Annotated in this window: 14 protein-coding genes; all 14 read left to right on the top strand. The window is 63.1% G+C overall.

Features of this window, described 5'->3' with window-relative positions; all coding sequences use genetic code 11:
* The first annotated feature begins 17 nt into the window (after positions 1–17).
* The 14 genes from pyrH to LKK40_RS03645 all read left to right on the top strand — a co-directional run bounded on the left by pyrH (position 18) and on the right by LKK40_RS03645 (position 13732).
* Positions 18–770 (top strand): UMP kinase, encoded by a 753-nt coding sequence (gene pyrH, locus LKK40_RS03710; protein ID WP_304309301.1) that lies wholly within the window; start codon positions 18–20, stop codon positions 768–770.
* Positions 771–1019: 249 nt separating this feature from the next.
* The gene (gene frr, locus LKK40_RS03705) at positions 1020–1574 is read left to right on the top strand and encodes a ribosome recycling factor (RefSeq protein ID WP_152581670.1); all 555 of its coding nucleotides are present in this window, start codon (positions 1020–1022) and stop codon (positions 1572–1574) included.
* Between the two features lie 35 nt (positions 1575–1609).
* The gene (locus LKK40_RS03700) at positions 1610–2575 is read left to right on the top strand and encodes a phosphatidate cytidylyltransferase (protein ID WP_434735111.1); all 966 of its coding nucleotides are present in this window, start codon (positions 1610–1612) and stop codon (positions 2573–2575) included.
* A gap of 74 nt (positions 2576–2649) precedes the next feature.
* The gene (gene rlmN, locus LKK40_RS03695; RefSeq protein WP_434735119.1) at positions 2650–3882 is read left to right on the top strand and encodes a 23S rRNA (adenine(2503)-C(2))-methyltransferase RlmN; all 1233 of its coding nucleotides are present in this window, start codon (positions 2650–2652) and stop codon (positions 3880–3882) included.
* 111 nt (positions 3883–3993) lie between these two features.
* Entirely contained in the window at positions 3994–4764 is a 771-nt protein-coding gene (hisF, locus tag LKK40_RS03690; protein WP_152581672.1) for an imidazole glycerol phosphate synthase subunit HisF, read from the top strand.
* Between the two features lie 119 nt (positions 4765–4883).
* Entirely contained in the window at positions 4884–5420 is a 537-nt protein-coding gene (hisI, locus tag LKK40_RS03685; protein WP_304309296.1) for a phosphoribosyl-AMP cyclohydrolase, read from the top strand.
* Positions 5417–6979 carry a chorismate-binding protein gene (locus LKK40_RS03680; protein WP_304309294.1) on the top strand — a complete coding sequence of 521 codons (1563 nt, stop codon included), beginning with the start codon at positions 5417–5419 and terminating at the stop codon, positions 6977–6979. The genes hisI and LKK40_RS03680 overlap by 4 nt, the downstream gene beginning before the upstream one ends.
* 56 nt (positions 6980–7035) lie before the next feature.
* Positions 7036–9171, top strand: coding sequence for a bifunctional indole-3-glycerol phosphate synthase/tryptophan synthase subunit beta (locus LKK40_RS03675; RefSeq protein ID WP_304309292.1), 2136 nt, complete (start codon positions 7036–7038; stop codon positions 9169–9171).
* Positions 9172–9173: 2 nt separating this feature from the next.
* Positions 9174–10091 (top strand): tryptophan synthase subunit alpha, encoded by a 918-nt coding sequence (gene trpA, locus LKK40_RS03670; RefSeq protein ID WP_304309291.1) that lies wholly within the window; start codon positions 9174–9176, stop codon positions 10089–10091.
* Between the two features lies 1 nt (position 10092).
* Positions 10093–11052, top strand: coding sequence for a prolipoprotein diacylglyceryl transferase (gene lgt / locus LKK40_RS03665; protein WP_304309289.1), 960 nt, complete (start codon positions 10093–10095; stop codon positions 11050–11052).
* 106 nt (positions 11053–11158) lie between these two features.
* Positions 11159–11824 (top strand): ribulose-phosphate 3-epimerase, encoded by a 666-nt coding sequence (gene rpe / locus LKK40_RS03660; protein ID WP_304309287.1) that lies wholly within the window; start codon positions 11159–11161, stop codon positions 11822–11824.
* Between the two features lie 92 nt (positions 11825–11916).
* The gene (locus LKK40_RS03655; RefSeq protein WP_152581679.1) at positions 11917–12180 is read left to right on the top strand and encodes a phosphoribosyl-ATP diphosphatase; all 264 of its coding nucleotides are present in this window, start codon (positions 11917–11919) and stop codon (positions 12178–12180) included.
* Between the two features lie 89 nt (positions 12181–12269).
* The gene (hisG, locus tag LKK40_RS03650) at positions 12270–13121 is read left to right on the top strand and encodes an ATP phosphoribosyltransferase (protein ID WP_273328734.1); all 852 of its coding nucleotides are present in this window, start codon (positions 12270–12272) and stop codon (positions 13119–13121) included.
* Between the two features lie 11 nt (positions 13122–13132).
* A complete protein-coding gene (locus tag LKK40_RS03645) occupies positions 13133–13732 on the top strand; it encodes a CDP-alcohol phosphatidyltransferase family protein (RefSeq protein ID WP_152581681.1) in 600 nt (199 codons plus the stop codon).
* The last annotated feature ends 1 nt before the right edge of the window (position 13733 follow it).

The following is a 13733-nucleotide window of genomic DNA, read 5'->3' as shown; positions in this document are numbered from 1 at the left end:
GGCAAGAAAGGCTGTCTATGACCGGCGAAGAAGCAACAACCAAGCCCAGACGTGTTCTGCTCAAGCTTTCGGGGGAGGCCTTCGGCGGTGGCGCTGTCGGCATCGACACGCAGGTGGTCCGGCGCATCGCGGAGGAGATCGTCCCGGCCGTGCAGCGTGGCGTGCAGGTTGCCATCGTGGTCGGCGGCGGCAACTTCTTCCGTGGCGCGGAGCTGCAGCAGGCGGGCATCGACCGCAGCCGCGGCGACTACATGGGCATGCTCGGCACGGTGATGAACAGCCTGGCGCTGCAGGACTTCCTGGAGCAGGAGGGGCAGGCGACGCGCGTGCAGACTGCCATCGTAATGGGCCAGGTCGCCGAGCCGTACATTCCGCTCAAGGCCATCCGCCATCTCGAAAAGGGCCGCGTGGTCATCTTCGGCGCCGGTGCGGGCATGCCATACTTCTCGACCGACACGGTTTCCATTCAGCGCGCTTTGGAAATCCACTGCGACGAAGTGCTGATGGGCAAGAACGGCGTGGACGGTGTCTACACCGCGGACCCGCGCAAGGATGCTTCGGCGAAGCGATTCGATACGCTGGACTACAGCCGCGCCCTGGTTGATAACCTCGCCGTGATGGACGCCTCGGCGCTTTCGATGGCCCGCGACAACAAGACCCCGATTCGTGTCTTCGGCCTGGAAGGCGAAGGCAACGTCACCCGTGCGCTGGTGGGTGAGCACATCGGCACGCTGGTGTCGGGAGCCGATTCGAGCATCGCGGAAGCGTAGCGGGACGGCAGCGGTATTGCAAATCGTTGTTGCAATCGCCAGCATAAACGGAAATAACGGAAATAAGCGAAAATAACGCCGTTCAGACATACGGTTGCCGCCCGCGTCCACGAGTCCGCCCGCAACAACGACTAGTGTTGATGAGTGTCGACTGATTGTGAAAACGGCAGCACGCAATACGGCAACGAGGGCGCATCCCAATGGGATTCGAACTTCACGAACCGTCAGAGAAATACACAAGGAGTGAACATGGCATCCGTCATCGATCAAGCAAGCGCCCAGATGGGCAAATCCGTCGAAGCCACCAAGGAGAACTTCTCGGGCATCCGCACTGGGCGCGCCAATCCGGCGCTGCTCAACGGCCTGATGGTCGACTACTATGGCGCGCCCACGCCCATCAAGGGAGTCGCCACGATTGGCGTGCCTGAACCGCGCACGCTGTCGATCACCCCCTTCGACCCTTCGCAGGCGAATGCCGTTGAGAAGGCCATCCGCGATTCGGATCTTGGCGTCAGCCCGCGCCGCGATGGCAATGTCATCCGCGTGACGATGCCGGAGCTGACCGAGGACCGCCGCAAGGATTACGTCAAGCTCGCCAAGACCAAGGCCGAGGACGGCAAGGTGGCGGTTCGCAACATCCGCCGCAAGGCCAAGGAATCCATCGACAAGGCCGTCAAGGACGGCGATATGGGCGAGGATGAGGGTGATCGTCTGCTCAAGGAGCTCGACAAGGTCACCAAGAAGACCACCGAGGAGCTTGACGCCCTGCTTGAGGGCAAACAGAAGGAGATCATGGAGGTCTGAGCCGTTCGGCTCACCATCACCTTCAGGCGATAAGGATGCGGATGCATACAGGACATCGTGGCAGCGAAGCCGAAGAGGCGCTGCAGGACATCAACAAGAAGACCGGGCGCAACATGCCGCAGGCGGTGGCCACTGCCGTCGTGCTGATCGTGCTGATTCTGGCGTGCCTGCTCATTCGCATCGATGCCTTCGTCGTGCTTATCGTCGTATTCATGATTCTCGCGCTGTGGGAGCTGCGCGTCGATTTCGCCGCGGCCCAGCTGCGTTTTCCTCTAGTGCTCATGGTGCTGAGTTCCAGCGTCACGCTGCTGGCCGCCTACTACGCCGACCGTCATATCCTGGCCGCCGCCGTCTGCATCGCCGCATCCCTGCCGCTGATCGCCATTGGGGCGAGCTTCGACTTCCCGGCGGGCGCACGACTGGCGGCCGCCGCCGCGAACAAGACGGCTTCGACCGCCGCAGCTCCGCTTGAGTTTGCACCGAGGCACGTGAATCGGCTCGACGATGTCGCCGTGTCGATCTTCACCGTGCTGTATATTCCGCTGCTCGCCTCATGCATCGTGCTGCCGCTGACCTTCAACGACCATCCTGTGGCGCATGCGATTATCGTGGTGTTCCTTCCGGCCATCAGCGACACCGGCGGATTGTTCGCCGGGGCCTGGCTGGGCAAGCACAAGCTTTCGCCGCGCATCTCCCCGAAGAAATCGGTCGAGGGGCTGCTGGGGTCGATTCTGTTCTCGATCATCGGCGCCTACGTCATCTTCGCCTTCACCTACCCGGCACTGTGGTCCACGCGATGGTGGGTGCCGATCGTCATGGGTGCGGTCGTCGGCATCGTCGGCACCTTCGGCGACTTGTGCGCTTCGATGCTCAAGCGCGACATCGGCATCAAGGACATGGGCCATCTGCTCAAAGGCCATGGCGGCGTGATGGACCGGGTCGATTCGATTCTGCTGTGCGCGCCCTTCCTCGCGGCGCTGCTATGGGCTACGGGACTCTAACGACACGGGACTCTAACGACACGGGACTTTAACGACAAAGGCATAGGCATATGACAATGAGCAATGTGGTGACAATGAGTGAAAAGACCACGAGCAATGACGAGATAGCGCAAGACGCCGCGCTGCATGACGCGGCATCCAGCGGCATCACGCCGGGAGGCACCACGGGCGCGTTCCGCGATGTGCTGGCCAAGGACCACGCGCGCCGCGGCAAGCCGCCGCTGCACCTGGTGGATATGAGCGCCGAACAGCGTAGCGAGGCCGCGCAGCAACTCGGCATGCAGCCCTTCCGCGTCAAGCAGCTGGCGAATCATTACTTCGCGCACTTCGATACCGACACGGAGCAGTTCTCCGACTTTCCGGCGGATATGCGCGCAGGCGCGCGCAGCGCATTCTTCCCGACGCTGATCAGCGAGGTCACGCGGCAGACCGCCGATGAGGGAACCACCGTGAAGACATTGTGGGAGCTGTTCGACGGCGCCCGCATCGAATCGGTGCTCATGCGCTATCCCAAGCGCACCACGCTATGCATATCCAGCCAGGTGGGCTGCGGCATGGGCTGTCCCTTCTGCGCGACCGGGCAGCTGGGCCTGACGCGCAACATGTCCACCGGTGAGATCCTCGAACAGGTGCGCATCGCCGCCAAGGCTATGCGTGACGGTGACATCGCCGGCGGGCCGGGGCGCCTGAGCAATGTGGTCTTCATGGGCATGGGCGAGCCGATGGGCAACTACCGTTCCGTGATCGCCGCCGTGCGCCAGATGAGCGCCCTGCCGCCGGAAGGCTTCGGCATCTCTGCGCGCAATATCACCGTCTCCACAGTGGGCGTGGTGCCGGGCATCAACAAGCTGGCCAAGGAAGGCCTTCCCGTCCGTCTCGCTGTCTCGCTGCACGCTCCGACCGACACGCTGCGCGACGAGCTGGTGCCGATGAACAAGCGCTTCAACACCACGAAGGTGCTTGATGCCGCGCACGCATATTATCTGACCAGCAAACGGCGCGTCAGCATCGAATACGCGCTTATGCGCGGCATCAATGATCAGGCCGAGCACGCCCGCGAACTGGCGAAGCGGCTGAACCATTACGGCGATGACTGGGCGCATGTCAATCCCATTCCGCTCAACCCCATCGAGGGCTCGCGCTGGACGGCTTCGAAGCCCGAAGACGAACGGCAGTTCCTCGATATTCTGCACCGTGCGGGCATCGCGGCGACGCTGCGCGACACGCGCGGCTCCGATATCGACGGCGCCTGCGGGCAGCTGGCGGCGAAGAATCTGCGGACCGAATCGGCTGCCTTGCATCGCTGAGTATTCCAACGACAGGGTCTTTGAGCGACAATCCGGGTGGCGGATACATGCTTGACCTCGGGGGCCGCTACCCTAGATAGACGAACAAGCTGGCTGTGAACAGGAGTTGCAATGTCTTTGGCTGTGCGGGTCATCCCATGTCTGGACGTCGATGAAGGGCGCGTGGTCAAAGGCGTGCATTTCGAGCATCTGCGCGATGCCGGCGATCCGGTCGAACTTGCTGCCGAGTACTACCGGCAGGGTGCCGACGAGCTCACCTTCCTCGATGTCACGGCTTCCAGCGGGCATCGCCAGACGATGGTCGACGTCGTGGGGCGCACCGCCGAGCAGCTGTTCATACCGCTGACGGTCGGCGGCGGCGTGCGCGCGGTCGAGGATGTCGATTCGCTGCTGCGCTGCGGCGCGGACAAGATCAGCGTGAACACGGCTGCGATCAACGATCCCACGCTTATCAGCAAGGTGGCGCAGCGCTTCGGCAACCAGGTGCTTGTGCTGTCGGTCGATGCGCGGCGCGAACGTGGCGAAAGCCATACCGAGTCAGGCTATGAGGTCACCACGATGGGCGGACGGCAGTCCACCGGCATCGATGCGGTGTGGTGGGCCAAGCGGGCGCAGGAGCTGGGCGCCGGCGAGGTGCTGCTCAATTCGATGGACGCGGACGGCACCGAGCAGGGCTTCGATCTGGAGATGATTCGGGCTATGCGCCGCGAGGTGTCGATTCCGATCATCGCCAGCGGGGGAGCGGGCGGCGTCAAGGACTTCCCGCCGGCCATCGACGCAGGCGCGGATGCGGTACTCGCCGCCTCGATCTTCCATTACGGCAAGACCAGCATCCGTGAGGTCAAGGACGAACTGCGCCGGGCGGGGTATCTCGTCAGATAATCGGCCCATTGCGTGCAGCGCGAGACCGCATCGCGATAGGGTGAGTGCCGGATGCCACGCAGCCCGAGAACGGGCGCTGTGACGAACGAGGGCAATAGGGAAGAGGATGTGAGGCGACTATGAAAATAGACACGGTGGAAGCAAACACGGTGGAAACAGGCACAGTGGAGGCAGATACGGCGTACAGCAACGAAGGCCGCTTGGACCCGCGCATCGCCGCGCGGCTCAAGCGCGACAACAAGGGACTGGTGGCAGCCGTCATCCAGCAGTACGACACGCATGAGGTGCTGATGGTCGGCTATATGAACGACGAGGCGCTGCGCAGGACGCTGACGACGGGCAGAGTGACCTTCTGGTCGCGCTCACGGCAGGAATATTGGCGCAAAGGTGATACCTCCGGCCACGTGCAGTATGTCAAAGGTGCTGCCATTGACTGCGACGGCGACGCGTTGCTGATTCAGGTCGAGCAGATCGGAGCCGCCTGCCACACCGGCGCACGCAGTTGCTTCGACGCCGGTGGGCCGCTGCCCGTCGTGATCGGACCGGTCGAAGCTGCTGAAATCGAAGCGTCGGAAACGCCAAATCTTGCGCGCACAACCGCAGGGAGTACACGCACTGTGGAGATAAACACTGTGGAAATGGAGATGAAACGATGAAGCCATGCAGCGTCGAGCATCTGCAATGGGGCGGCACGTGGCCCAGCCGTGAGAAATTCCATGAGCTGGCCGACGAAGGGTACCGCATTATTCCTATCGTGCGCCGGCTGCTGGCCGACTCGCTCACCCCGGTCGGCCTTTACGGGCGGCTCGCAGGGGGGCGTAGCGGCACCTTCATCCTCGAATCCGCGGAATACGGCGGTTCGTGGAGCAGATACAGTTTCATCGGCGTGAATTCGATGGCGCAGCTGCGCTCGAACGACGGCCAGGCCGATTGGCTGGGCAAGGTCCCAGCGGGCATACCGCTGCACGGTGATGTGCTCGAAGTGGCGCACGCCGTGCTGCGCACGCTCAAGGCGCCGAACATCGCCGGGCTGCCCAATCTAACTGGCGGTCTGGTCGGCTCCGTCGGCTGGGACGCGCTGCGTCACTGGGAGCCGACGCTGCGCGCGCAGGCCCCTGTGGAGACCCCGCAGTCGGAGCTGGTGCTCGCGCTGGCCACCGATCTGGCGGTGGTGGACCATCTGACCGGGTCCGTATGGCTGATTGCCAATGCGGTTAATATGGACGACCGCCCGACCCGCGCCGATGCCGCCTATGACGGCGCTTTGGCGCGGCTGGACGCGATGCAGCGCGCCACCGCGACGCCCGCTGCCGGAGAGTCGAAGGTCAGCGTGCTTGACGATAGCGGGAAGCAGCCCGAGCTGCGCTTCCGCAGCGAACGCGGCACGTATGAGCAGGCTGTGGAGGCCGCCAAGCGGCATATCGTGGACGGTGACGTGTTCCAGGTCGTGATTTCGCAGCGGCTTGAAATCGATTCGCCAGCCGATCCCTTCGACGTCTATCGGGTGCTGCGCACGCTCAACCCCAGCCCCTACATGTATTTCCTGGCGTTGACCGACGCACAGGGCCGGGATTTCAACGTGATCGGATCCAGCCCGGAGACGCTTATCAAAGTCGATGACGGCAGGGCCGTCACCTTCCCGATAGCCGGTTCCAGACCGCGTGGCAAGACGATCGAAGAGGACGAGCAGCTGGCCAAGGAGCTGCTGGCAGACCCCAAAGAGCGCAGCGAGCACATCATGCTGGTCGATCTCTCGCGCAATGACCTGAGCCGTGTCTGCGAGCCACAGAGCGTCGAAGTGGTGTCGCTGATGAATATCAAGCGCTTCAGCCATATCATGCATATCTGCTCCACGGTCACCGGCCGCGTCGCACAGGGCATGAGCGCCTTCGACGTGTTCATGTCGGCCTTCCCCGCAGGCACGCTTTCAGGGGCGCCCAAGCCGCGCGCCATCGAGATCATTGATGAATTGGAGCCCGCCGACCGAGGCATCTACGGCGGCACCGTCGGCTACTTCGACTTCTCGGGCAACATGGATATGGCTATCGCCATCCGCACGGCGTACCTGTGCGATCATGAGGCTTCGGTGCAGGCCGGTGCGGGCATTGTGCTCGATTCGGTGCCCGCGCAGGAATGGCAGGAGACGCGCAACAAGGCGGAGGCCAGCGTGGAGGCCATCCAGCTTGCGGCGCAGCTGCGCAACGTGCAGGCGTAGGCGCTGGGCACAGACATTGCTACAGTGACGTATGACAACCATCGGAAAGGGTTACTATGTCCGTACTTGACGAGTTGGTGGCGGGAGCACTCGAGGATCAGCAGGCGCGTGAGCGCGTCGTGCCCCTTGAGGCAATCAAGAGAATGGCCGCCGACGCTCCGGCGCCCATCGACGCGCGCCGATGGCTCAAGCGTGAGGACGGCGTGCCCGTCATCGCCGAAATCAAACGTGCCTCGCCGTCCAAAGGCTATCTGGGTGACATCCCCGATCCGGCTGCCTTGGCACGGCAATACGAGTCCGGCGGTGCCAGCGCGATATCCGTGCTGACCGAAAAGCGGCGCTTCCTCGGCTCGCTTGACGACTTCGATCAGGTGCGCGCCGCGGTGCATATCCCACTGCTGCGCAAGGATTTCATGGTCAACGAGTACATGGTCTGGGAGTCGCGCGCGCATGGCGCCGACATCGTGCTGCTCATTGTCGCCGCACTCGATGACGACACGCTTTCCCAGCTGCTCAAGCTCTCCGAGTCACTGGGCATGACCGTGCTGGTGGAGGCGCATAACCGCGAAGAGATTGCCCGCGCGGTAGTCATTGGGGCCACCGTCATCGGCATCAACGCCAGAAACCTCAAGAACCTGCACGTCGATGTGTCCACCTACGGCGAGCTGGCCGCCGATCTGCCCAGCAACGTCATCCGCGTGGCGGAGTCCGGCGTCTTCGGCAGCGTCGAAGTCGATGGCTACTCCCGCGCCGGGGCCGACGCCGTGCTGGTGGGCGAAGGCGTCGCCACAGCCGACGACCACGAGGAGGCCGTGCGCACGCTAGTCGCCGCCGGAGCCCGGGTCAAGGCCTCCGAGCAGCGCCCGCTGTCCACGCATGAAGGCCCGTACTTCGGCCAGTTCGGCGGCCGCTACGTCCCTGAAGCGCTGGTGGGCGCGCTGGACGAGCTCGAATCCGTCTACACCGCCGCCAAGGCCGACCCCGAGTTCCACAAGGAATTCGCCCGGCTCAACCGCCAGTATGTCGGCAGGCCCTCCTCGCTGACCGAAGCTCCGCGCTTCGCCGAGCGCATCAAGGACAAAACCGGTCTGGACGCGCGGGTGTTCCTCAAGCGCGAGGACCTCAACCATACAGGCGCGCACAAGATCAACAACGCGCTCGGCCAGGCCCTGCTCGTCAAGCGCATGGGCAAGACCCGCGTCATCGCCGAGACCGGAGCCGGCCAGCACGGTGTGGCCACGGCGACCGTATGCGCCCTGTTCGGCCTCAAATGCCGCATCTACATGGGCCAGATCGATGCCCGCAGGCAAGCGCTGAACGTCGCCAGAATGCGGCTGCTCGGCGCCGAGGTCGTCGAAGTGACTCAAGGCACGCGAATCCTGAAGGACGCCATCAACGAGGCGTTGCGCGACTGGGTCACCAACGTCGAGAACACGCATTACCTGCTGGGCACGGTCGCCGGTCCCCATCCCTTCCCCTCGATGGTGCGCGACTTCCAGAAGATCATCGGCGAGGAAGCCAAGCGTCAGCTGCACGAGGAGTATGGCATCGACCATCCTGACGCGGTGTGCGCCTGCGTAGGCGGCGGCTCGAATGCCATCGGCGTCATGAACGCCTTCCTTGACGATGACCGCGTGAACCTCTACGGCTACGAGGCTGGCGGCAACGGGCCGGAATCCGGTGAGCACGCGATCAGGTTCGCGCCGGGCACCGGAGAAGTCGGCATGTTCCAAGGCACGCGCTCCTATCTGCTTGAGGACAAGGAAGGCCAGACCCTTGACACCTATTCGATTTCCGCAGGCTTGGACTACGCTTCGGTCGGCCCCGAGCACTCCTGGCTCAAGGACATCGGCCGGGTCAACTACTCCTGGGCCACCGATGACGAGGCGATGAGCGCCTTCAAGGATCTGTGCGAGACCGAGGGCATCATCCCCGCCATCGAAAGCTCCCATGCCCTCGCCGGCGCGTACAAGGCCGCCGCCGACCTGAAGGCGAAGGGCTACAGCAATCCGGTGATGCTCATCAACATCTCCGGGCGCGGAGACAAGGATGTGGCCACGGCCGGCAAATGGTTCGGCTACCTGACCGACGAGCAGAGCAAGGCTTTGGAAGCCAACGGCGCGCATGGCGCATCGTCCGACGACACGTCTACGGACAGCGCTGCCGAGCAGAACAGCACGGATGGGGAATGATTATGACCGCAATACGCACTAACAACGTCCAGTCCAACGCCTCGACAGGCAGTCAAGTAGGTTCCCAGGCCGATTTCCAACCATTGGGCATCAGCCACCGGCCGAGCCCGACTGAAACGCTGCTGGCGAATCTCAAGGCCAAGGACACGCCGGCCTTCATCGGCTACCTGCCGTACGGCTTCCCCGACGCTCAGGGCTCGCTGGACGCCTTGCGCTGCATCGTCGAGAACGGCGTCGACATCGTCGAAATCGGCCTGCCGTACTCCGACCCCGTCATGGACGGCCCGGTGATTCAGGCCGCCTCGCAGATTGCCATCGGCCAAGGCGAACGCCTCGAAGGCGTGTTCGAGGCGGTACGCACGGTGGCTCAGGCTGGTGCCATTCCGCTCATCATGAGCTACTGGAACCTAATCTTCCATTACGGCGTCGAGCGCTTCGCCACCGAGTTCGAAGCGGCAGGCGGCGCAGGGCTTATCACGCCGGATCTGATTCCCGATGAGGCAGGGGAGTGGATCGAGGCCTCGCAGCGCCACGGTCTGGATCGCATCTTCCTCGTCTCACCGGATTCCAGCGACGAACGTCTCGCCGCAGTGGCCAAGCATGCGCGCGGCTTCGTCTACGCCGCCTCACGCATGGGCGTCACCGGCGAACGAGCGACGCTCAGCGCGTCGCCGGAAGAACTCGTGCGCCGCACTCGGCAGGCGGGCGCCAGCAATGTCTGCGTCGGCATCGGCGTGTCCACGCCCGAACAGGGCGCGCAGGTCGGCTCCTATGCCGACGGCGTCATCGTCGGCTCGGCGCTCGTGCATACCCTGCTTGATGATACGGGCACCAAGGTGCGCGATCTGCATGAGGGCTTGGATGCTTTGGCGGCCACGACTGCGGCACTGGCCAAGGGCATCCACGAGGCCCGGCGCTGATATGACGCTGAGCTACATCCCTTCGCCTACAGTCTCCGAGTTCACCATCGGCTCATGGCCGATTCACTTCTACGCGCTGTGCATCCTCGCCGGCGTCGTGCTGGCCGTATGGATCACCACCGTGCGCTGGAAGAAACTGGGCGGCAACTTCGATCAGATTCTCGACATCACGCTGTGCAGCGTGCCCGCTGGCATCATCGGCGCGAGGATCTACCACATCATCACCACGCCAGAGCGATTCTTCGGCCCCACCGGCAACTGGGTCGACATGTTCCGCACCTGGAATGGCGGCCTGGGCATCTGGGGCGCCGTCGCCCTCGGCGGGCTAGCCGCATGGGCCTGGTGCCGGCACAAGCACTACCCGATGGCATTGCTGGGCGACAGCATCGCGCCGGCACTGCTGGTCGCGCAAGCGGTCGGGCGGCTGGGCAACTGGTTCAATCAGGAGCTCTACGGCGCGCCGACGACACTGCCTTGGGGCCTGAAGCTCAACAATGTCGGCACCGCCATCGGGCAGAGCGAACGCTGCTATGACGGCGCGTCCTGCCCGGTCGGAACCCTGTTCCATCCGACCTTCCTGTACGAGATGATCTGGAATCTCATCGGCGCGGTGCTCATCATCTGGCTCGGTCGCAAGACGGCGCATGCGCTTAAGGCCGGCTCGCAGTTCACCATGTACGTGATGTGGTACACCGCAGGCCGCACTTGGATAGAGGCCCTGCGCATCGACTTCGCGCATGAGTTCCTAGGCGTGCGCATCAACGTATGGGTCTCCATCGCCGTCTTCGTTGCCGGAGTCGTCGCCTTCATCCTCGTGCAGCGCTATGGCAGCGAGACCGCGCCGCTGGCCGAACGTCTGCGCACGGTAAGCGAGGCGGAAGCCGAGGAAGCTAGGCAAGCCGCGCAATCCAGCGAATCCAGCGAATCCAGCGACAAGGAAACGCGGTCCGCGAAGCGCTGACGTGCCCCACGCTCAACCCGGGGTATGATAGGTGCGCGCGCTGAGGCTCTGCAATCATCCTCAGGGAGCATGACCCAAGTCGTTCACCCTTAATAGAATGGAAACCATGACCATTCAAATCGCCCCCAGCATCCTGTCAGCCGATTTCTGCAATCTCGAGCGTGATCTGGACGCCATATCCAACGCCGATCTGGTTCACGTCGATGTGATGGATCACCATTTCGTACCTAATCTGACACTCGGCGAGCCCATTGTGAAGCGCATCTGCGAAGTCACCAAGCTGCCGGTGGACGTGCATCTCATGATCGAGGATCCGGACCGCTGGGCCCCGGAGTACGCCAAGCTCGGCGCAGCCTCGGTCAGTTTCCATATGGGTGCCACCCACGCCCCGGTGCGGCTGGCCCGACAGCTGCGCGATATGGGCTGCAAGGCCTGCTACGCCGTGCGTCCGGCCGAGCCGGTCGAGCCGATCTTCGACATCCTCGACGAGTTCGACATGGTGCTGATCATGACGGTCGAGCCGGGCTTCGGCGGGCAGAAGTTCCTCGCCAACCAGATGAGCAAGGTGCGCCGCCTGCGCGACGAGATCACGCGACGCGGCCTGTCCACGCATATTCAGGTCGATGGCGGCGTCAGCCCCTCGACCGCGCCGACCGTCGCCGAAGCCGGGGCCGATGTGATGGTGGCCGGCTCCGCCGTCTACGGTGCGGTCGATCCGGCAGCAGCGATCAACGACATCCGCGACCGCGCCCAGGCGGCATATCGGGACTGACCCCCGCCTCGCCGCAAGACATTACAACTGAAGACAATAACACCAATGTGCGCAGCCGCGATTCGCGCTGCCGCATGCCATGGAGCATTACTATGAAGACATTCGAATCCCTGTTTGCAGAACTCAGCGAAAAGGCGGCCAGCCGGCCTGAAGGCTCGCTCACCGTCGGAGAGCTGGACAAGGGCACGCATTTCATCGGCAAGAAGATCATCGAAGAGGCGGGGGAGGTCTGGATCGCCGCCGAATACGAAGGCGCAGACCGCACGGCCGAGGAAATGAGTCAGCTGCTCTACCATCTGCAGACCATGATGATCGATCGCGGCATCACTTTGGAAGACGTCTACCGCTATCTGTGAGCGTTATTTATAAGCGCTACTGAGCGCTATGGGCAAAGGCGTTGGCTATGGGAAGAATAGCGCCTTGCCGTTGTATTCGAGGAGGAAATATGTTGCGAATCGCTGTGCCGAACAAGGGCATGCTTTCGGAGCCGGCGTGGAATATGCTTGCCGAGGCGGGGTATCGCCTGCGTAGCAATCCACGTCAGCTCGTCGTGGAGGATCAGGACAACGAGGTTGAGCTCTTCTACCTGCGTCCTATCGATATCGCGGTATACGTCGGCCATGGCACGATTGACGTCGGCATCACCGGGCGCGATCTGCTGCTCAATTCCGATACCGAGGCCGAGGAGCATCTTCCCCTGGGCTTCGGCGCTTCGACCTTCCGCTTCGCCGCGCCCGAAGCGTCGCCGATCACGCGCTTGGAAGACATCGATGGCAAGCGCGTCGCCAGCTCCTTTGACAAGCTCGTGGCGGACTATCTGGCTGAACACTCCATTCACGCCGATATCATCCATTTGGACGGGGCTGTGGAGTCCTCGGTCCAGTTGGGCGTGGCCGATCTGATCGCTGATGTCGTCTCGACCGGCACCACGCTGCGCAATGCCGGACTGCGCGTGTTCGGCGACCCGATTCTGCACTCCGAGGCGGTGCTTACCCGCTCGCCCCGCGTGAGCGATGACGATGAGCGGCTTGTCGTCTTCGAGCGTCGCCTGCAGGGCGTGCTCACGGCGCATCGCTATGCGCTGATGGACTACGATATTCCGGTTTCGAAGGTCGCCGCGGCCATCGCCGTCACCCCGGGCTTTGAAAGCCCCACCATCTCGCCGCTGCACGACAAGCAGTGGTGCGCGGTGCGCGTGATGGTGCCGCGCGACAAAGTGAACCAGCTTATGGACCGCCTCTATGAGGTAGGTGCCAGAGGCATCATCGTCACTGCGCTGCAAGCTTCGAGAATGTAGTGTCGCGCACGATGAATGATCATATCGACACAACGCAATACAGTCCGGATCCCCGGGATGTGTACTTTACGGTGCCGAACTTCATCAGCCTGCTGCGCATCCTCTCCATCCCGATCATCGCCGTGCTGGTGGCGCATCACCGGATGATTCCGGCGCTGGCGGTGCTTGCCCTGTCCGCGCTGTCCGATGGGATGGATGGCCTGATCGCGCGAACTTTCAACCAGGTCAGCAAGATCGGCCAGCTGCTTGACCCGATTGCCGACCGTCTGCTTATCCTGTCCAGCATATTCGCGCTGGGGCTTGCGGGCATCATTCCGATGTGGATGCTTGTCGTTGTGGCGATGCGCGATCTGCTGATGGGCGTTTTGGTCCTGCTGCTCGCGCAGCACGACTATGGTCCGCTCCCTGTCAATTTCGTGGGCAAGACCGGCACGGCGCTGCTGATGACCGCATTCGTGACGCTTATCGTGGCCGATGTATGGGACAACCTGTTTGCCCACACGCTCCACTTGATCGCCTTGGCCGTAGGCATCTGGGGCGTCGGCGTATACTGGCTTGCAGGATGCATATACTTCCGCCAAGGATTCTCGCTTATTCACGATGCCGGGTGAG

Origin of the sequence: Bifidobacterium tibiigranuli, from assembly GCF_022655035.1 — a bacterium.
In the GTDB taxonomy this organism is placed as follows: domain Bacteria; phylum Actinomycetota; class Actinomycetes; order Actinomycetales; family Bifidobacteriaceae; genus Bifidobacterium; species Bifidobacterium tibiigranuli_A.
Note: the sequence above shows the minus strand (reverse complement) of the source record. Positions and strands in the feature narration are given on the sequence as shown.